This window comes from Streptomyces fractus, assembly GCF_049844455.1.
Lineage (GTDB): Bacteria > Actinomycetota > Actinomycetes > Streptomycetales > Streptomycetaceae > Streptomyces > Streptomyces fractus.
Genome location: NZ_JBMYHI010000002.1, coordinates 5,239,232 through 5,257,129, shown reverse-complemented (window position 1 = coordinate 5,257,129; position 17,898 = coordinate 5,239,232). Strand labels below are relative to the sequence as shown.

Here is a 17,898-nt window from a genome sequence, read left to right as displayed (position 1 = left end):
CGGTGCGTGACGTCCGTCTGCTCAACACCGGCACTCTGCTCGAGCTGCAGCGCAGACTGCGGAGTGCCGGGAACGAGAACATCCGCAGCAGCATGCAGCGGCGGATCCGGCGCGCGGCCGAGCCGCTCAAGGACGATCTGCAGGACAAGATCCGCGGCCTGGATATCCGGTCGGACGGCCGCAAGCGCAACCGCGACGGCGCCATTCCGCACGGAGGCCCGTCGCCGACCACGCGGCCCCTGCGCGCCACGATCGCCAACGCCATCCGTATCAGCGTGCGCACCAGCGCAGGCGGTGCTGGTGCCCGGGTGTGGATCGACCGGGGCCGTCTGCCGGCCGACATGAAGAACATGCCGAAGGTGCTCAACGAGGGCCCGCCCCCAGGACGCATCCGGCATCCCGTGTTCGGCAATCGGCGCCGCTGGGCGAGCCAGTACGTGCAGCCCTATTGGTGGGACAACACGGTCCGTTCCCACACCCCCCGTATCGAGCGTGAGGTCGGCCGCGTCCTGGACGACGTGCGCCGCCGTCTGACCTGACAGGAGCAACCGTGTTCATCTTCTACACGCCCGAGGGCGGCGAGACCGAGGAACTCAACGCCCGGCGTCTGCGCACAAGCGAGGTGCAGATCATCGAGCGCACCGCCGACATGAAGTGGGACGAGGTCCGGCGCGGTCTGCGCATGGGCGACGTCACCAGTCTGCGCACGGTGGCGTGGGTGCTGAAGAAGCGCGCCGAGCCGTCGCTGCGGCTGACCGCGTTCGACCCGTTCGAGGACGAGCTGCAGGTGAAGCTCGACGCGGACGAGGTGGTCGAGTTCGCCGCCGACGTCATGGAAGTGTTCGGCGACAAGCCCGACTCCCTCGCGGGCGCGTTCGACGAACTGCGCGACGCCGCATACGACCGCGAGGCGTGCGAGCTGGCCATCAAGGAAGCGCAGGCCCCAAAAGACCCGGCCCCCGCGCAGGAGCTGACGGCGGTCCCGACGGATGGCTCCGAGACCGACGCCTGACCTACCTGCCGCTGTTCGGCCTGTACCTGCACTACACCGCGCGCGACGTCGACGATCTCGACATCGACGACTTCGACTTCCTTACCGCGTGGATCGACCAGCACGAGGCCCGCCTGAGAGCGGCCGCCACAACCGAATAGCGGGCCGCCGCCCGCCCGACCACAGGGGAGGGCGGCATGGCTGGGCAGCGCCTGAACTTCATTCTCACTGGCCGCGACGAACTCAGCCGCACGCTGAACCATGCGGGCGACAGCGCCGCCCGGCTGCACCAGCGCCTCGACGGATCCATGCAGTCGTCGTCCGCGTCGGTGCAGCGGTTCACCCAGGACGCCAACGGCCACCTGCGGGACCTTCAGGGCAACTACCTCACCACGGCGCGGGCCGCGGACGACATGGGCGACGGTCTCCCGTCGCTGTCCAACCGGCTCGACAATGTGGCCAGCGCGGGCAGCCAGGCCGCGGCCTCGATCGGTGACAGCGGCGGCGGACTCGGCGTGAAGCTGAAGGCGGCTGCCGCGGTGGCGGGCTTGGCTCTGCTGCCCGCGCTCGGCGCCGTCGTGCCGATGATGGCCGGCGCCGGGCTCGCCGCGGGCACCATGAAGCTCGGATTCGCCGGGGTCGGCGACGCGCTCGAGGCGCAGACCAAGGGCACCAAGGAGTACAACAAGGCGCTCAAGTCGCTGTCCCCCGAGGCCCGTGGCTTCACCAAGGAACTCGTCTCGCTGAAGAAGGAGTTCGGCGGGATCGGCAAGGACGTCCAGGCCGCGATGCTGCCCGGCTTCACCAGCGCGGTGAAGGCCGCGTCTCCGCTGGTCAAGGTCCTCGGCCGGAACATGACCGACCTCGGCGGCACCTTCGGCAGTCTCGCCAAGCGCGCCGGGTCCGTGTTCCGCGAGTCCGGGTTCCAGCGGGACCTGCAGACCAACCTCACGCTCGGCAAGCGGTTCGTCGTCGACATGGCGACCGGGGTCGGTCAACTCGGCCGCAGCTTCCTGTCGTTCGGTGCCGCCTCCAAGCCGACGCTCACCGCACTGTCCAGCGGCATCCGTGACGTGCTGGGCAAGGGACTGCCCGGCATGTTCGAGGGGCTGAAGGTCGGGATCTCGGGCTCGGCGAAGGGGCTCGACGGCCTGTTCGGGATGCTCACCAAACTGCTGCCTGCGGTCGGCCGCTTCTCTGGCGAGCTCGGCCGCTCACTGGGCCCACTGCTCGGGCAGGTGTTCGAGAACGTGGGTGTGTCCGCGTCGACACTGCTGGACGGGCTGGGCAAGGGGATCAAGGCGCTTGGGCCGGTCTTCAAGGATCTTGGCTACGGCCTGAAGTCGATTCGGCAGATCGGCTCGCTGATCGGCCCCACGCTGTCAGACATCGGTTCCGCCGTCGTCGGCTCGCTCCTGCCGTCCTTCTCGAAGATCGACCAGGCCAAGGGGCCGCTGCAGCGTCTCTCGGATGCGATCAACTCCAACAAGATCGGCATCATGGAGTACGCCAGGAGGGGCGGCGAGGCGTTGCTCTCGCTGGTCCAGAACGGTGTGCAGGCGGTGCCCCAACTGATCCATGCGTTCCGCATCATGGCGACCGGGGTCGTCACCGCGCTGGGCGGCATCCTGCACGCCAGCGCCTCGGCGTTCGGCTGGGTGCCGGGGCTCGGCGACAAACTGAAGACCGCCGACAGCAAGTTCAAGGAGTTCAGCACCTCGTACATGCAGGGGCTGGCGATCGTCGAGGACAAGGCGCAGGGGTTCGCCGACTCGGTCGGGCCGAAACTGTCCGCGGGCAAGCTGAAGCTGAACATCGACTCGTGGCAGGCGCAGCTTCAGACGGCAAAGTCCCAGCTGAAAACGGTGCCCGCCTCCAAGCGGGCGGCGCTGCTCGCGAAGATCGACGACCTGCAGAACAAGGTCCGCACGGCCAAGGGCCAGCTCGCCGGGATCAAGGACCGGAAGCCGACTCTCAGGGCGACGGACCTGGTGTCCCGGACGGCCCGCAACGTGGTCGCACAGCTCAACAAGGTCCAGTCGAGGACCGTCACCATCACTGTCCAGAAGCGCATGCAGGCGGGTCTGGACGCCGTGAGCAGCCTGGTCGGGTTCGCCGACGGCGGTCGCCCCAAGGCGGGGTGGGCGGTGGTCGGTGAAGAGGGTCCCGAGCTGGTGAAGTTCGCCGGTGGCGAGACCGTGTTCAGCCACCCCGAGTCGCGTGCCATGGCCACGGGCGCGCACCTCGACTCCCCGTCGGGGATCGGTCTCGCCGCGGGCCAGGGCCTCACCGCCGGCCTGCTCGGCTCGATGGGATCGATCGGCGGGGCCGCGCGCTCGGCGGCCGGCCACATCATCACGGCGATGAAGTCCGAGCTGCAGATCGCCTCTCCGTCCAAGCGGACCAAGGCGCTTGCGGCGGACGTCGGCAAGGGCCTGATCTCCGGGCTGACCGGATCCAAGGACAAGATCAAGGCGACGTCCAAGGACTTGGCGAAGGACATCTGGTCGGCGTTCACCGGCTCGAAGGACAACCGGCTCGTCGCCTACGTCAACAAGCACACGAAGACGCTGACCAGCCTGGCCGGGAAGCGCGACAGCATCGCGGCCACGATCAAGCGCGCCACCGACTTCGCCGAGACGACCCGTGTCGGAGCGAAGCAATCGGCGTCGCTGGGCGGCATGTTCGAGGGCGACGAGCAGGTCACCGCGTCCGGCATCAACTCCAAGTTGCAGCAGCGCTTGGCGAAGATGAAGACCTTCACCTCGTACATCTACACGCTCAAAAAGCGCGGCATCAACAAGACCATGCTCAGGGAGATCCTGACCATGGGGCCGGAGGAGGGCTACGCCTACGCGTCCGCGCTGGCGGGTGCGAGCAGCAAGCTGTTCAAGGAGATCAACACCACCCAGTACGGCATCAACGCGCAGGCCGAGACGCTCGGCCGCGCGGGCGCCGACGCCCTGTACGACTCGGGCAAGGATGCGGGCAGGGGGTTCCTGAAGGGCCTGTCCTCGCAGCAGAAGGCGATCGAGAACCAGATGCTGAAGATCGCCAAGGGGATGGACAAGGCGATCCGCAAGGCGCTCGGCATCCGCTCGCCCTCACGCGTCATGGCCGAGGTCGGCCGCTACAGCACCGAGGGCCTGGCGGCCGGGCTCACCGAGCGCACCCCGGTCCTCGACCGCGCGCTCGGCACGGTCGCCGGACGCGTCGCCGGGACACGGCCGGTCATCGGCCGGCCCGCGGTCGCGGCCGGCGCCGGGGGCGGCATGAACGTCTACGTCACCATCGGTAACGCGATGGACCCGGTGGCCGTGGCCCGCGAGTTCCAGAAGGTGCTGGTCCGGTACGGGCGCGCGCAGGGCGCGACCGTCAGTCTGCAGGTGGGGTGATCGCGTGCCGCTGCTCGTCGAAATGGGATGGGGCGGTCTGATCCTGTCGCCGACCACGATCACGTGGACGGACATCACCGATTGCACTGATGTCGTCTCGGGGGTGACCGTCACCCGGGGTGCCTCCGACGAGCTGTCGGAGACGCAGCCCGGAACGGCCACCCTCACCCTCAACAACGAGGACGGCCGGTTCACGCCGGGCAACTCGTCGTCGCCGTACTACCCGTTCGTGCGCCGCAACGCGCCGATCCGGATCAGCGCCGTGGTCATCCCGCAGCGCACCGGGTCGGCGCCGTGGCCGCTCGCGCAGCTGGGCGACAACTTCGACGGCAGCCGCGTCGACTCGACGCTGTGGGCAAACCTGTACGGCGGGGCCGTCCAGGCGAACGGGCGCGCCCGTGTGCCGGTGTCGCCCACGGCAGGAGCAGGCTTCCAGTCGGGCCGCGACTGGAAGCTGACCGGCAGCAAGGTCACCGCGCGGCTGGTCACGGTGCCGGGCGCCAACGGCTCATCGGCCTCGATCGCAGGCCTCTATCTGCACTCCACCACCAACGGCACACGACTCGGCTGGCGATACAACGCTGTGACCGGCGTGCTCTACGCGGACAACCAGGTGGGTTTCTCCGACGGGGCCGCAGTGTCCATGCCCTACTCGCCCATCGATCACCGGTGGCTGCGCATCCGCGAGAGCGCCGGCACCACGTACTTCGAGACCAGTGGGGACGGGTTCGGGTGGACCGTGCGGCGCACCCTGGCCACACCGGCGTGGGTCGGCACGCAGTCCCTGGTCGTGGAGATGACCGCCTCGCGCACGGGCGGCACCGGCGACTTCATCGAGTGGGACCTGCTCGGCGCCGCCGTGCGCCCCCGCTTCTGGGGCACCGTCAATGAATGGCCGATCGAGTGGGAGGGCCTGTACTCCAAGGTCCAGATCACGGCGACGGACCTGTTCAAGCGGCTCAACAAGCTGCCGAATCTGCGGTCCATGGTCGGTGAGGAGATCATCGTCGGCGGGCCGCTGGTCTACTACCCGCTCACCGAGGACAGCGCGGCGACGAGCGCGGGCGACCTGTCCGGCACCAGCGCCCCCGCCCTGCCCACTGTCCAGGCCGGCGCCGCGGGCAGCGGCACCCTGGCCCTGGGCAGCACCGAGGGCCCGGCCGAGACCGGCGAGCAGGTGGCTCTCTTCACGCCTGTGTCGGCCACCGCCGGCAAGTATCTGACCGCCGACCTCGGCCCGCAGTACCAGAACCTCGTGGGCGACTATTTGGCCATCGAGGCGTGGATCCAGACCACCACGGCGAACCGTGTGATCCTCGGTTTCCACCGGCCGGATCTCAGCTATCAGCTGTTGATGTCCCTCGGCTCGGGCGGCGGCCTGCAATTCGAGATGATCTCGGATGGCTTCACCACGGTCATCACGCCGTCCGGCAGCCCGTTGAATCTCGCCGACGGCGCTTGGCACCACGTCGCCTACGACGAGCGGTCCCACACGCTGCGCATCGACGGCACGGTCGTCGACAGCTCGCTGTATGTGGTGTCGGTCCACGACATGCGCGTGCTGCACGTCGGGGGCTACCGCGGCACCCGCCTGTGGTCGGGGGCGATCGGGCACTTTGCCCTCTTCACCGCTAACAGCGTGTCGTTCGGGCCGAGCCACGCCACCCGCTACGACGCCGGGATGAACGGGCACGCAGGCGAGACCGCGGACACCCGCATGCTGCGCCTGGCCTACTACGCCGGACTGTCCGCCATCACCGTGTGGGGATCCACCCACGACCCGATCGCCAGCCAAGGACCCGGAGGATCCTCGGTCATGGCCCGCATGCGGGAAGTCGAGACCACCGAGTCGGCCCGGCTCTACGCCGAACGCGACTGGTACGGGCTCGCCTACCAGAGCCGCGACGTGCGCTACAACCCGAACCCTGACGCGGAGACGTTCACGATCGACTACGCCGATCTGGAGCCCGGCATCGGGCTCGCGGACGACGACCAGAAGATGGTCAACATCGTCGACGCCACCCGACCCAATGGGGCGACGCAGCGGGTCACCGCCTCTCAGTCCGTGCTGGCGTTCGGCGAGTACCCGCAGGACCTGAACATCCTGAAGACCTCGGACAACAGCGTCTTGGATGCGGCGTACTGGCTGGTCTCGCGTTTCGCCGATCCTGGCGTCGAGCTGCGGCGCGTGCCTATCGAGGCGCACACGATGCCCAACTACCTCGACATCCTCGACGCCGACATCAGCTCGTACTTCACCGTGTACGGCCTGCCTCCGCAGGCCCCGGCAGCGGAGATGCGCGTCACGGTCGAGGGCTACACCGAGACGATCAAACACAACTCGCACGTCATCGAGTTCACCACCAGCAACACCGGCCGCGACACCGTCTGGATCCTCGGTGACCCCGACTACTCGCAGCTCGACCAGACCACCAGGCTGGCCTACTGAAGTGAGGGCCCGTGGCTGCAGACGCGATCGTGCAGGCCGAGACGTACTACCTGCCACCCACCCCGCGGCGCGGCCAGCCCGTACAGGACTGGTCGCAGGTACCCGGCGCAGAACTCCTCTACAAGTGGGTGGACTACAAGTGGAACTGGCGGGCGCCCGTCCCCACGGCAACCGTCTCCGACGATCCGGGCCTGTACGCGCGGATCGATGACGGCCGGTGGGTCGCCGAATGCCAATGCGGCGCGGCCTGGATCGTGTCCGTACTCGACCCCCGGTTCGGGTGCGCGCAGTGCCGCCGCGACTGGGTGCCGCTCATCGTGCCCGAAGACATTCCCGCCGCCGAGGCCGAAGCGATGGCCCTGGACCGACGGTTCTGGTTCCACCCCGACGACCCCCGCAACCCTGCAGAGCCCGCACCGGAACCTGAACCCACCCCCGAGGAGCCGGAGGTTCCGGCCGACCCTGAGCCAGAGGAGCCGCAGTGACGTTCGGACCCAAGACCTGGGTGGTCGGCGAGACCGTCTCGGCCGCCCTCCTCAACCAGGAGATCCGCGACCAGTGGAACTCCATCCTCGGCGCCTGGTCGTCCTACACGCCAACGTGGCTCGCCGAGGGCGGGGCTGCGCCGACACTCGGCAACGGCAGCATCACAGGCCGATACCTCAAGGTCGGCCGCACGGTCGACTGGGTCGTACAGCTCACGTGGGGATCCACCACCGCGGCAGGCGGAGGAGGCGGCGCCGAGAACTGGATGCTCGGCCTGCCTGCCGCGCCGGCCGCCGGGTTCTCCCAACGCATCATCACGGTCGACGCGTTCGACGCGTCTACATCACTGCACTACAGCGCCTCGGCCATCTACAACACCGGCTCCGGCGGCGTGTTCAAGACGATGGTGTCCAACCGTGCCGACAACACCGGCATCTGGGACTCTCAGCTGCCGTTCGTCTGGGCGGCCGGTGACATTCTCTACGCCTCCGGCCGCTACGAGGCCGCCTCCTAACCGCCCCAACCCCTCGTCTGCCCCGTGCCGTTGGCCGGGGCCTTTCTCATGTCAGGAGTACGAATGGCCACGTGCCGCGGCATCGACGTATCCGCTCACCAGGGCACCCAGAACTGGGCATCGCACAAGGCGCAGGGCGTCGTCTTCGCCTTCATCAAGGCGAGCGAGGGCCAGCACAGCCGGGACACCAAGTTCGCCACCCACGTCCAGGGCGCCAAGGCGGCCGGCCTGGTCGTCGGCGGCTACCACTTCGCCTGGCCGAACCAGTCCGCGGCGGCCGAGGCCGCCAACTACATCGCGGCCGTGAAGTCGCAGGCGGGCAAGGGCTTCTGCCACTGGCTCGACCTCGAGCGCTACACCGACGGCCGGAACTACAAGGGGCGCTCGGCCTCGCAGATCAAGACGTGGGTCGCCACGTGGATCGCGGCGGTCGAGAAGGCGTTCCCGGGACAGCGCGTCGGCATCTACACGAGCGGCACGGACCTCGCGGCCGGCCACGTCCCGTCCGGTGTGCCGCTCTGGTACCCGGCGTATCCCGGCTCGTCGGCGGACACCTACGCCGAGGCCGAGAAGCGGGCCCGCCCGAAGCCGAGCGGCAGGAGCCCACTGTTCTGGCAGTTCGTCGGCAGCCCGCTCGACCGCTCCGTCTGCTACATGTCCGCCGCCGAGCTGCGCACGTGGGCGGGCGCCGGCACGACGACGGAGAGCAGCGCGCCGCAGTACGAGCCGTACCCCGGCAAGTCGTTCTTCATGAAGGACGGCAAGCCCGCGCTCGGAAAGAAGTCCCCGATCTTCACCGCGATGGGAAAGCGCCTCGTCGCCAAGGGCTGCGGCCGCTACCAGGTCGGGCCCGGCCCGACCCTCGGCAAGGCCGACGTCGACAGCTACGAGGCGTACCAGCGCTCCCTCGGCTACACCGGCGACAGCGCCAAGTGGCCGCCCGGCCCCACCTCGTGGTCGAAGCTGCACGTCCCCAACGTCTGAGAGGAACACCGCCATGCAGAGGTACCTCAAGGCCGCGGTCGCCGCGGTCGCGGCCTGCGCCGCCTCGCTCGCCACCGCCCTTGATGACGGCACGATCACCGGGCAGGAAGGCATCACCGCCGTGGTGGCCCTGCTCGCCGCGCTCGGCGTCACGTGGGCCGTGCCCAACAGATCGGGCACCGAAGCCGCGGGCGGTTACGAGTGACCGTGCAGCCACCCGCCGACCCCGGCGTCTACATCAGCTCAGCCCAGATGTACCAGGAGATGAGATCGCTGCACGACGTCGTGACTCGGGTCGACTCCAAGCTCGACGCCCTCTCCGGGCAGGCCAACCAGATCCAGGACCACGAGACTCGGCTCCGCACTCTCGAACGCGCCCGCTGGCCACTGCCAGCCCTCGGCGCCCTGACCGGCGTGGCCGGCGCCGCCACGGGCATCGTCGCCCTCTTCATCCGCTGACCGGGCCCCGCTCTCCTCCGGGAGGGTGGGGCCTATTCGTTATGCCTCGGTGTGGTCGAGGGCCTCGATGGCCCCGGTGATGAGGGCGCGCGCCTGTGCCCCGTATACGGCCAGCTCCCCGAGCCGTGCGAACGCGCGCAGATAGATGTCCAACTCTCCCGGCGCTGTGACGGTCACCTTCGCCGCGAGCAGCTCCACGTGAATACGTGAGTCGTCGAAGACCGTGAACTGTTCCAGCGGCCACATGATCGGTTCCCGCTCGACCGCAGCCGGGATGATGCCCAGCGACATGGATGGCAACGTCATGGCGGCGAGTAGGTTGCCGAGCTGGCCGGCCATCACGTCCTGGTCGCCGACCCGGTGGTGGAGGACGTTCTCCTCGATGAGCGTCGCAAAGCGGTGGTCGCCCTCGTAGATGACCCGGGAGCGGCGCATGCGGACGTCGACGGCCTCATGCACATCGTCCGGCGTGCCACGGAACCCCGCGATCGTGCCCATGAGGGCGGTCGCGTAGCCGGGTGTCTGTAGGTAGCCGGGCATGACGTGGGAGGCGTACACGCGAAACTGGCGGGTGCGCTCGTACAGCTTGGCCGAGCTCTCCGCTAGCTGCTTCATGCCGGTGCGCTGGAGCCGCTTCCACTGGAGGTACATGGAGTCGGCCTGCCGGTTCGCCGCGATCAGATCGCCCGCTTGCCCCTCGGCCCCACAGGCCAGGCACCAGGCACGTATGTCCTCGTCGGCCGGAACGGTGACCGCGTTCTCGATCCGTGAGGACTTGGCGACGGACCAGCCGCACAGTCGCGAGAGTTCCTTGCCGGTGATCCCTGCGTCCAGGCGCAGCTCTCGCAGCCGGGCCGCGAGAGCTGCGCGTGCTTCCTGCACGCTGGACGTGGGGAACGTGGTCATGCCTGCTACTTGACCTCGAACTGGTCGTGCGGAACGGCCCGGTCCCAGACGCTCTCGAATGCGGCAGCGTGGCGGCCGACTACAGCTGGGTCGTCGCACAGTTCCTTACTGATCCACTCGCCCTCGCCCGAGAAGTGGTGGACTCGCATCAGCTGGCCGTCGAAAATCCACAAGTCGCTGCCCGGCAGGAGCAAGTCCCACGCCCGGTGCCGTGGGAGCCAGCGCACCTGTTCGCCGGCCTCTACGTTGGCGCGGGTCTGGTAGTGCTCCCACTTGATGTAGTCGGTCACCGGCTCGGACACGATTCGGGCGCGGCGGATGGCGACGCCGCGGGCGACGGCGTCCGCGATGTTCTGGTGGAACGGGCGCCACCAGGACTCTCGGTCGTCCCAGTCGACGCGTTGTCCCGCCTGCCAGTCCTCGAAGCGGGGGTTGCTGTAGTAGGCGTCGCGCATTTCCAGGTGGACGGCCGACTGCCGGGCTGCGGCGAGGAGTTCAGCGAACTCCGGGATCGAGCTCATCACACGCCTTCCTGATGATCGAGATCATTCGCTTCGGGATCCTGATGACCGTCTCGCCGGGCGGGATCGGCGCTCGGGCAGGCGACAGTGCGTCACACGTCGCGCTCGTCTTGCTGTCTGCTTGGTAGCTCTGGATCAGCAGGTCCTCCGCGTCTGTGTCCACCCAGACTGTGGGGCATCCGTCCTCGTCCGTCTCGGGGTCGATCCCCACGAAGTGAATGGTCATGATGGCTGTCCTCCCGCGCTAGTCGGTTGCAGCGATTTACACCACCGTCATGCCCACGAGCGAAGAGGTCAAGAGCGCGTGTCCACCATGACCAGGGGCATTCAACTGCCCTGTAATTCGGTGCAACTTCGTAGCCGGGCGAACGCCCGTGTTCCTACGGTCGGTAACACGAGAAAACCCGGCGACCGCGTGAACGGCCCCGGGCGTGGCCGACTGGATGGAGTCGACATGGCCGAGAGTACCGAGCGGACGGGGATCGCGGCACTGGCCGATTCTCCGCAGAATCTGGCGTTCCGCACACTGCTGGATCACGTGGTGTCGTGCAGCCGGTGCGCTGCGAATTGGCGTCAGTGCCCCACCAGGCGGGCCCTTGCGGCGACGCTGCGGGAGGCGCGGACATGGTGAACACCGAGTACCGCCGTGTGTGTGGTCGTTGTCAGCAGCCGATCCTGGCGCGGGAGTTGTCGGAGACCCGAGACGTGTTCAGCAACTCCGGACCCGGCGCGATCATCGACCTCCACCTGTTGTGCCCGAGGAAGCCGCCGCCGTCACAGACGGCCCCCGTGCAGACCGGGCGTTGAGACCCCGCCGCCGGCATCTCCGCGGATCCTCCGGCGGTGGGAAATGCGGCCGTCCCGCGCCCGTGCGCTGGGCGGCCGCTTCACGCCCCCGCGCCCCCAGACCCCGGGTGCGGGACGGGCGGCGGCACGACGGCGGAAGTGCCGCCGCCCCACGCGCAATGGGGAGGTCACTTCAGATGACGATCCGGGCACGTCGCCCACCACACCATGACCTGGTACAGGGTGTTCATACCCAAGGCGTCGCGGAGCGCCGCGAGTTCCTTGGTCACGGTGCGCTCCGCGTAGTCCAGGCGACGGGCGGCCTGTTGCTTGTTGTACCCGGCTTCGAGCTCGGCGAGGATCTGCCGCTGCCGCCACGTCGTGACCGGCATGGCCTGCCCACGGCCAAGGTCCCAGGTGTCCGCCTGCCACCACATGAAGTCGAACACGGCACGGGCCCACGTGATCACGCTGCGGTCGGTGATATGCCACCCACAGTCGGCGGGCGCCGCGGGGAAGAAGTGGTTGTTGGTGAACAGGTGCCGGTCGTCGATGATCATCATGCGAGGGAAAGACCCGGCAAGGGTGCGCACGTCGGCGCCTTCCTCGAGGAGCCGGTCGACGTTGTTCGCAGTCTGCACATGTCCAGTGGCGAGCGGGCTGTAGAGGCTGCGTACGTCGATGCCGACGTGCAGAGCGTCGACGGTTCGTTGCACACCGACCTCGACAATCTTGGGGTCGCGGTCTGTGGGGGCGCCGGGCTGAGCGGTAAGCACCGATGTGGAGGCGGCCTCGGCGACGTCGCCGATGCGTCGGTTCATCTCGGCCTTGCTGGCGATGAACTCGGAGCTGGGTCCGCCGTAAACGCGGTGAGGGTCGAAGTCCGTCGCCAAGGTTTCGAGATCGGGGATGTGTTGCATTTGCGCCAGCGCGTGGGCGAGTTCACCGACGGCCCGCTCCATGACGCCGCGGGCGACAGCGCGCGGATCGTGCGCCACCCATGTGCTGTCGTAGGGACGCTCCTCGATGAGGCCGAGCGCGGTCAACCGGTCCGTGTCCTCGCTCGGCGTGGGCTGTTCTCCTGCCGCGACCTGCCGGTACGCCTCGCGCTCCCGCACGGAGATACCTCTACTCAACATCCCCACAACCCCCCTGAATGCGCCATGCCGGTTCCGGCATATGCCGATTCTGGCACCGTGAACCCCTTGGTTCACTATGCATCCACGTGTCAGGATCCGTTCATCGACGCCAGTTCGAATCTTAGTTCGAATGATCCGGGGAGGCACCATGTCCAGAATCCGTATGACCCTCACCACGCTCGTACTCACCGCCGCAGCCGTCACCGTTCCGGCCACCATCGCCCAGGCCGACAGCGCACTGTCCGCCCCGAGCACCAGCCAGACCAGCACGGTTGCCCCCGCGCCGGCCGTCTCCCCCGCAGATCCGGCAGTCGCCCCGTCCGACCTCGGCTGGGGCTGATAGCCCCAGCCAACCGGCTGCTATCCCCGGGGGGAACGACCCATGCGCGTCGCTGTCTACAGCGCCTCCACCCTGCCGTCCGGTGTCCTCGTCTGGGCGGACCCGCGCCCCGACGAGACCGCCGTGTACGTCGCCCAGTCCCTCGTCAGGGGCGGCAAGCTGACGGACACCGGGCGGCGCTGCGTCAAGCAGGTTCTGCCCTGCCGGACGTCGCCTGGCCCACCAGGCCGATGACCGCGACACCGTCCAACGCACTGGGGGGAACCAGGTGGCGTACGCAGAGAAGCGCTACAAGATCCGCAATGGCAAGTCCACCAAGCAGTTCACGTGGCGGGCCAAGTACCGGAAGCCCGACGGCTCCGAGGGGAGCGAGCCCGGGTTTCCGACGAAAAAGATCGCGGAGGACTGGGGAGCCGAGCAGGAACGGAAGATCAAGGAAGGGACCTGGATCGATCCGGACCTGTACCGGGCGCCGTTCGGGAAGTTCGCGCGCAAGTACATGGCCGAGCGGCCGAAGCGCGGCCGCACCGTGGGCACTCGGTGGGACCTGCTCGACAAGCACATCCTGCCCAAGTGGGAGCACGCCCCGCTGATCAGCCTGAACTGGTTCGATGTCGACTCGTGGCAGATGACGTTGCCGTGCGACGACGTGACCAAGGGGCACTGCGTCTCCCTCATGTCGACGATCCTCACGGGCGCCGTTGATGCCCGGTGGCTGCCGGTCAACCCGATCCAGGGGCGGCGGCGCACCAAGGCCGTGGTGACCACGCCCGCGCTTGCGCCGGCCGGGAGCGACGAGGACAAGGTGTTCACCCCGGAAGCGGTGCTGCAGGTCGCCCAGCGGCTCGGTCCGGCGAAGGGGCTGCACGTGATCACGACCGCGTGGACCGGGGTCAACTGGGGTGAGGGGCTTGGACTGCAGAGAGCGAACTGCCTGCGCGTGCGGCGCCAGCCGTGGGGCAACGGGACCTGGCAGTGCTTCGTGCTGCGCATCGTGCAGGAGATCGCCGAGTACGAGGAGCGCGACGAGAGCGGCAGGAAGAAGGGCACGGTCCTCAAGGTCGAGCCGACCAAGAACGAGTGGCGCACGCGCGACCTGGACCTGCCGCCGTTCCTGGCGCGGCTGTGGCAATACCACCTGCAGGACTGGCCGTTCGACTGGATGCTGTGCACGCCGACCGGGAAGTGGTGGCGGCGTTCCAACTGGCTCAAGCAGCTGCGGCCCGCGGCCGACGGGCGCGACGAGCGGGAGATGCGCCAGGGCGCGTCGCACCGGGAGGCGTGGGCACCACTCGCGCCGGGCATGACGATGCGCTCGCTGCGGCACACCCATGACTCGTGGCAGGACCAGATCGGCGTGCGGGCCGCGCTCTCCTTCGAGCAGGCCGGCCACAAGCGCCCCGGCATCAAGGGCGTGTATCAGCACCCGACGCCGGACATGCGGCAGCACCGCCTCGACGAGATGGAAGATCTGTTCTGGGCGGCGATGCGCAACCTCGGGTGGTCGGCGCTGTGGGGGCGTGTCAGCCTGGTGAAGGCTCCTGCCGGAGATGATCTCCCGAATATCTCCCAAACGATCTCCATGGCGGATTACCGTCGGGGGCGCTCCGGGTACGAGCGCAGGTCAGAGGCCATGTGATCTAGGGTTCCGGGTGTTCGGTAAGCCAGTCTCCTAAAGCGGGTGTCGCAGGTTCGAATCCTGCCGGGGGCACCAGTTCAGAAGGGCCTCACCTCCGGGTTTCCGGAGGTGAGGCCCTTCTGTTTTGGCAAGGACCGCCGTTCAGATGAGCCGCGATGCGTGTGACGGTTCGTAGGGTGTCTTCGAACAGGTGCGCCTGCATGCCCGCCGCCCGGGCCGCCTCGACGTTGGTCGGGAGGTCGTCGATGAAGAGGCAGTTTTCCGGGCTTACGGCCAAGACGGCGCACGCGGTCTCGAACGCGCGTGGGTCGGGTTTCTCGATGCCGATCTCGTGCGAGTAAACGATCTGTTCCACCAGTTCGTCGAAGTGGTAGAGCGCCGTCTCCCGCTCCCGGGCGCCGACGAAGCTGTTGCTCAGGATGCCCAGCCGGCAGATTCCCCGCAGTCCTCGTACGTAGCCGATGAGCTCTTCGTTCGGAGTCCCCAGGTACTCCGCCCAGAGATCCGCCAGGAACGCTTCGGCCTGGGGGTCGTCGAGCCCCAAACGGGCCGACACCTGCGCGTGCACCTCTCGCTCGCTGATGCCCCCGACACCCCCGGCCCGCCACACGTCGTGCATCCGCTCATGAACGGTGCCCAGGGGCAGCCCCAGCCGCTCCTCCCACCGTGGCACCCACCCCGTTTCCGGCGTGATCTCCAGCACGCCGCCGATGTCGAGAATGACGCAGGAGTCGGTCACCAAGCCCCCTCTTCAGGTGTCCATGACGCTCGTCCAACGGGCCGGGCGTCACGGGCCTACAACTGCCTGAAGTAGACAGCCGTCGGGTTCGGAGTGCACCCGAGTTGCTCGTAAAGAGCTCGGGCAGGTGCGTGGAAGGGGTCTCCGCCGGTGCCGATTTCGACGATCTTCGCCCCGAGCAGGCGCATTTGCTCGAAGGCGTGCTCACACAAGGCGGCGCCCAGGTGGCGTCGTCGGTGCTGGGACGAGACCGCCAGGAGCACGACTTCGCCGTGCCCTCGGTCCGGATCGACGCGCCACGCCACGTAGCCGGCGATCAATTCTGCCTCCTCGGCTACGGCGACGCAGGGGGCGGAAGACCTCCTCGAAGAACGGACGGAACGTGTCAACGGTCAGGTCGGTGAGTGGGGCCAGGTCGTCGTCGACGAATGCGCGGATACGCATGGAGTGTGCCTCTCGTGCCGAGGGGAGGGTGGGCGCGCAGCAGCCCGCTCTCGGCCGCCCCGGGGGCGGCGGCGGAGAGTCGGGCTGCTCAGGCCCGCGTGCGCCAAGTGGCGAAGCACTCCATGGGACGGACCGTAACTCCCCTTCGGGGCAAGGGACATGCGGCAGGCTGTGACCTGCTTGTGAAGATCTGTTGGGGTTGGCATACTCCTCCAGCCGCCCCCCATCGGCAGGAGCCCCGTCATTGGCTTCGCTGTCTTCGTTTCCCCTGGGGGGGATCTTGAAATTGCATGCTGTGGTGCGCGCGTTCGCATTGACGGCGGCCGTCGTCGCCACGACGTTCGCCGTGGGCGCGCCGGCGTACGCGGTCGACGTGGAGTCCGGGACGTTCGACGTCGTCAGTGAGGTGGGGGACCCGGTCGGTGGCGGGTATCCGTACTCGTACGTCGACGGCGAGGGGTCGGGCGACTCCATGTACGCCGGGTGGAACGGCGAGCAGAATTCCGTGCACGTCATCGTGCTCGCCGGCAACGGTGACCGGTGGGATCTCACCATGGGGGCCCCGGCCGGGGAGAAGCTCGCTGTCGGGACGTACAGCGGCGCCACCGACACTCCGGCCGTCGGAGGGGCCAAGCTGTCCGTGGAGGGCACGTTCTACGGGTGCGAGTCCGAGGGGACGTTCACCGTCGACCGGCTCGAGCTCGGGCCCCGCGGGTACGTAGAGGCCCTCGACGCCGACTTCGCGCAGAACTGCAAGGGCACCGAGCCCGGGCTCACCGGGCAGGTCCACCTCACCAACCCGCCGCCGCCCGCCGAGCTGTCCCTCGGCGCGACCGTCGACGCCACCGGCTCCGTGTCCGCCGACGGGAAGGCCACCGTGCACGGCACGGTCACCTGCACCGAACCCGTCGACGACGTCCTGGTGAACGGGCGTATCGAGCAGGTCGTCGGCAAGGACGGCCTGGCCACCGCCACGTACTACACGCACATCGCCTGCACCCCGGGCGCACCCGTCGCCTGGTCCGCCGTCGGCACCGCCACCGGCAGCGTCCCCTTCGCCAAGGGCAACGCCTCCGTCGGCTACAAGGCCCAGTCGACCGACCCGGTGTACGGGCACACGGTCGTCACCGACCCGACGGCCGCCACCACAGTTTCCCTGCGCAAGGGATGAGCGGCCGCCGTAACGCCAACTCCGGTCCTCGTACTGCCCTTTGGAGACCCTTGAGATCCACGCGCGTCATCACCCGTGCCGTCACCACCCTCGCCTCCGCCGCCCTCCTCTCCGGGGCGCTCGCCGTCGGCACCGCCGAGGCCTATGACGTCGAGTCCGGCAGCCTCTCCTTCAGTGGAGACGCCGGTGAGTACGTCAGCGGCGGGCAGTCGTACGCGTACGCCGACGGACTGACCGCGCAGGGGTACCTCACCAACGGTGTCCCGACCGGCGTCGGCGTGTTCGTCGACGGGGCGGACGGCGGTTCCTGGGCCCTGCACCTCGAGACGCCCGCGGGCGACGTCCAGGCGCTGGCGCCCGGCACCTACACCGGCGCCGCCGCCGACCCGGACGCGAGTCGGCCCACTGTCGAGCTGCGCGGCGACGGCCGCGACTGTCTCGACGAGGGGTCCTTCACCGTCCAGGACGTGGACATCCGGGCCCACGGCTACGTGAAGAAGCTCGACGCCACCTTCGAGCAGCACTGCCCGGGCGCCACGGAGTCGCTGCACGGCGAGGTCCACGTGAGCAACCCGGAGCCGCCCGCCGAGACCGCGTTGGGGCTCGACGTCGCCCCCGGCGCCGTCGCCGGCCGGGTCGACGGGCGCGCCCTCGTGCACGGCACCGTCACCTGCACCGAGCCCGTCGCCCTCGACACGTACGGCACCGTGAGCCAGACCCTGGACGGGGTGACCGCCCGGGGCACCTACCGCACCCAGGTCGACTGCGTGCCGGGTCAGCCCACGCCGTGGTCCGCCTCCGCCGCCCCATCCAGCGGCGTGCCCTTCCAGCGCGGCGACGCCGCCGTGACCGCGAGCACCACCGGCAAGGACCCGTTCTACGGTCACACGATCACGGCCGGGTACAGCGGTCAGCTGCGGCTGGCCAGGAAGTAG

General features: G+C 68.7%; 20 protein-coding genes. 14 read left to right on the top strand and 6 right to left on the bottom strand.

Going from position 1 to position 17,898, the window contains the following annotated elements; translation table 11 throughout:
* Positions 1 to 2 precede the first annotated feature (2 nt).
* From ACP4E5_RS25770 to ACP4E5_RS25730, 9 genes are all read left to right on the top strand, one after another.
* Positions 3 to 539, top strand: a complete 537-nt coding sequence (locus ACP4E5_RS25770; RefSeq protein ID WP_425832563.1) for a hypothetical protein — start codon at positions 3 to 5, stop codon at positions 537 to 539.
* 11 nt (positions 540 to 550) lie between these two features.
* Positions 551 to 1,012 carry a hypothetical protein gene (locus tag ACP4E5_RS25765; RefSeq protein ID WP_425832561.1) on the top strand — a complete coding sequence of 154 codons (462 nt, stop codon included), beginning with the start codon at positions 551 to 553 and terminating at the stop codon, positions 1,010 to 1,012.
* A gap of 176 nt (positions 1,013 to 1,188) precedes the next feature.
* Positions 1,189 to 4,386, top strand: a complete 3,198-nt coding sequence (locus ACP4E5_RS25760) for a hypothetical protein (protein WP_425832559.1) — start codon at positions 1,189 to 1,191, stop codon at positions 4,384 to 4,386.
* 4 nt (positions 4,387 to 4,390) lie between these two features.
* A complete protein-coding gene (locus tag ACP4E5_RS25755) occupies positions 4,391 to 6,835 on the top strand; it encodes a laminin G domain-containing protein (RefSeq protein ID WP_425832557.1) in 2,445 nt (814 codons plus the stop codon).
* An 11-nt stretch (positions 6,836 to 6,846) separates the two neighbouring features.
* Positions 6,847 to 7,320, top strand: a complete 474-nt coding sequence (locus ACP4E5_RS25750; protein ID WP_425832555.1) for a hypothetical protein — start codon at positions 6,847 to 6,849, stop codon at positions 7,318 to 7,320.
* Positions 7,317 to 7,835, top strand: coding sequence for a hypothetical protein (locus ACP4E5_RS25745; protein ID WP_425832553.1), 519 nt, complete (start codon positions 7,317 to 7,319; stop codon positions 7,833 to 7,835). Before ACP4E5_RS25750 ends, ACP4E5_RS25745 begins: the two co-directional genes overlap by 4 nt.
* Positions 7,836 to 7,898: 63 nt before the next feature.
* The gene (locus ACP4E5_RS25740) at positions 7,899 to 8,819 is read left to right on the top strand and encodes a GH25 family lysozyme (RefSeq protein ID WP_425832551.1); all 921 of its coding nucleotides are present in this window, start codon (positions 7,899 to 7,901) and stop codon (positions 8,817 to 8,819) included.
* 13 nt (positions 8,820 to 8,832) lie between these two features.
* Positions 8,833 to 9,024 carry a hypothetical protein gene (locus tag ACP4E5_RS25735; RefSeq protein WP_425832549.1) on the top strand — a complete coding sequence of 64 codons (192 nt, stop codon included), beginning with the start codon at positions 8,833 to 8,835 and terminating at the stop codon, positions 9,022 to 9,024.
* A complete protein-coding gene (locus tag ACP4E5_RS25730) occupies positions 9,021 to 9,278 on the top strand; it encodes a hypothetical protein (protein ID WP_425832547.1) in 258 nt (85 codons plus the stop codon). Before ACP4E5_RS25735 ends, ACP4E5_RS25730 begins: the two co-directional genes overlap by 4 nt.
* 39 nt (positions 9,279 to 9,317) lie before the next feature.
* Here ACP4E5_RS25730 and ACP4E5_RS25725 read toward each other — a convergent pair whose 3' ends face one another.
* The 4 genes from ACP4E5_RS25725 to ACP4E5_RS25710 all read right to left on the bottom strand — a co-directional run bounded on the left by ACP4E5_RS25725 (position 9,318) and on the right by ACP4E5_RS25710 (position 12,609).
* On the bottom strand, positions 9,318 to 10,184 hold the full coding sequence (locus ACP4E5_RS25725; RefSeq protein WP_425832545.1) for a DUF5753 domain-containing protein: 867 nt from the start codon (positions 10,182 to 10,184) through the stop codon (positions 9,318 to 9,320).
* 5 nt (positions 10,185 to 10,189) lie between these two features.
* Positions 10,190 to 10,705: a DUF6879 family protein gene (locus tag ACP4E5_RS25720; protein ID WP_425832543.1), complete on the bottom strand. Its 516-nt coding sequence runs from the start codon at positions 10,703 to 10,705 to the stop codon at positions 10,190 to 10,192.
* Positions 10,680 to 10,931, bottom strand: coding sequence for a hypothetical protein (locus ACP4E5_RS25715; protein ID WP_425832541.1), 252 nt, complete (start codon positions 10,929 to 10,931; stop codon positions 10,680 to 10,682). Before ACP4E5_RS25715 ends, ACP4E5_RS25720 begins: the two co-directional genes overlap by 26 nt.
* A 748-nt stretch (positions 10,932 to 11,679) precedes the next feature.
* On the bottom strand, positions 11,680 to 12,609 hold the full coding sequence (locus ACP4E5_RS25710) for a hypothetical protein (RefSeq protein WP_425832539.1): 930 nt from the start codon (positions 12,607 to 12,609) through the stop codon (positions 11,680 to 11,682).
* Between the two features lie 169 nt (positions 12,610 to 12,778).
* Here ACP4E5_RS25710 and ACP4E5_RS25705 point away from each other — a divergent pair, with 169 nt between their 5' ends.
* Genes ACP4E5_RS25705 through ACP4E5_RS25695 form a run of 3 tightly spaced genes read left to right on the top strand, consistent with a single transcriptional unit; the run spans position 12,779 to position 14,609 of the window.
* Positions 12,779 to 12,970: a hypothetical protein gene (locus tag ACP4E5_RS25705; RefSeq protein WP_425832537.1), complete on the top strand. Its 192-nt coding sequence runs from the start codon at positions 12,779 to 12,781 to the stop codon at positions 12,968 to 12,970.
* A 42-nt stretch (positions 12,971 to 13,012) separates the two neighbouring features.
* The gene (locus ACP4E5_RS25700) at positions 13,013 to 13,204 is read left to right on the top strand and encodes a hypothetical protein (protein WP_425832535.1); all 192 of its coding nucleotides are present in this window, start codon (positions 13,013 to 13,015) and stop codon (positions 13,202 to 13,204) included.
* Positions 13,205 to 13,238: 34 nt separating this feature from the next.
* The gene (locus tag ACP4E5_RS25695) at positions 13,239 to 14,609 is read left to right on the top strand and encodes a hypothetical protein (RefSeq protein ID WP_425832533.1); all 1,371 of its coding nucleotides are present in this window, start codon (positions 13,239 to 13,241) and stop codon (positions 14,607 to 14,609) included.
* Positions 14,610 to 14,697: 88 nt separating this feature from the next.
* On the opposite strand, the gene ACP4E5_RS25690 is transcribed toward ACP4E5_RS25695, so the two are convergent.
* Both ACP4E5_RS25690 and ACP4E5_RS25685 read right to left on the bottom strand, forming a co-directional pair.
* Positions 14,698 to 15,348, bottom strand: coding sequence for an HAD family hydrolase (locus ACP4E5_RS25690; protein ID WP_425841649.1), 651 nt, complete (start codon positions 15,346 to 15,348; stop codon positions 14,698 to 14,700).
* A gap of 56 nt (positions 15,349 to 15,404) precedes the next feature.
* Positions 15,405 to 15,668 carry a GNAT family N-acetyltransferase gene (locus ACP4E5_RS25685; RefSeq protein ID WP_425832531.1) on the bottom strand — a complete coding sequence of 88 codons (264 nt, stop codon included), beginning with the start codon at positions 15,666 to 15,668 and terminating at the stop codon, positions 15,405 to 15,407.
* A 422-nt stretch (positions 15,669 to 16,090) separates the two neighbouring features.
* On the opposite strand from ACP4E5_RS25685, the gene ACP4E5_RS25680 reads away from it, so the two are divergent.
* Both ACP4E5_RS25680 and ACP4E5_RS25675 read left to right on the top strand, forming a co-directional pair.
* Complete coding sequence (locus tag ACP4E5_RS25680; protein WP_425832529.1) at positions 16,091 to 16,963, top strand: hypothetical protein; 873 nt, start codon at positions 16,091 to 16,093, stop codon at positions 16,961 to 16,963.
* 50 nt (positions 16,964 to 17,013) lie between these two features.
* Positions 17,014 to 17,898, top strand: coding sequence for a hypothetical protein (locus tag ACP4E5_RS25675; protein WP_425832527.1), 885 nt, complete (start codon positions 17,014 to 17,016; stop codon positions 17,896 to 17,898).

What these genes read in the sequence shown, in the direction of transcription:
- ACP4E5_RS25760 (WP_425832559.1), top strand. Translation starts at nt 1,189, where the DNA reads ATGGCTGGGCAGCGCCTGAACTTCATTCTCACTGGCCGCGACGAACTC.
- ACP4E5_RS25740 (WP_425832551.1), top strand. Translation starts at nt 7,899, where the DNA reads ATGGCCACGTGCCGCGGCATCGACGTATCCGCTCACCAGGGCACCCAG.
- ACP4E5_RS25735 (WP_425832549.1), top strand. Translation starts at nt 8,833, where the DNA reads ATGCAGAGGTACCTCAAGGCCGCGGTCGCCGCGGTCGCGGCCTGCGCC.
- ACP4E5_RS25725 (WP_425832545.1), bottom strand. Translation starts at nt 10,184, where the DNA reads ATGACCACGTTCCCCACGTCCAGCGTGCAGGAAGCACGCGCAGCTCTC.
- ACP4E5_RS25720 (WP_425832543.1), bottom strand. Translation starts at nt 10,705, where the DNA reads ATGAGCTCGATCCCGGAGTTCGCTGAACTCCTCGCCGCAGCCCGGCAG.
- ACP4E5_RS25715 (WP_425832541.1), bottom strand. Translation starts at nt 10,931, where the DNA reads ATGACCATTCACTTCGTGGGGATCGACCCCGAGACGGACGAGGACGGA.
- ACP4E5_RS25705 (WP_425832537.1), top strand. Translation starts at nt 12,779, where the DNA reads ATGTCCAGAATCCGTATGACCCTCACCACGCTCGTACTCACCGCCGCA.
- ACP4E5_RS25700 (WP_425832535.1), top strand. Translation starts at nt 13,013, where the DNA reads ATGCGCGTCGCTGTCTACAGCGCCTCCACCCTGCCGTCCGGTGTCCTC.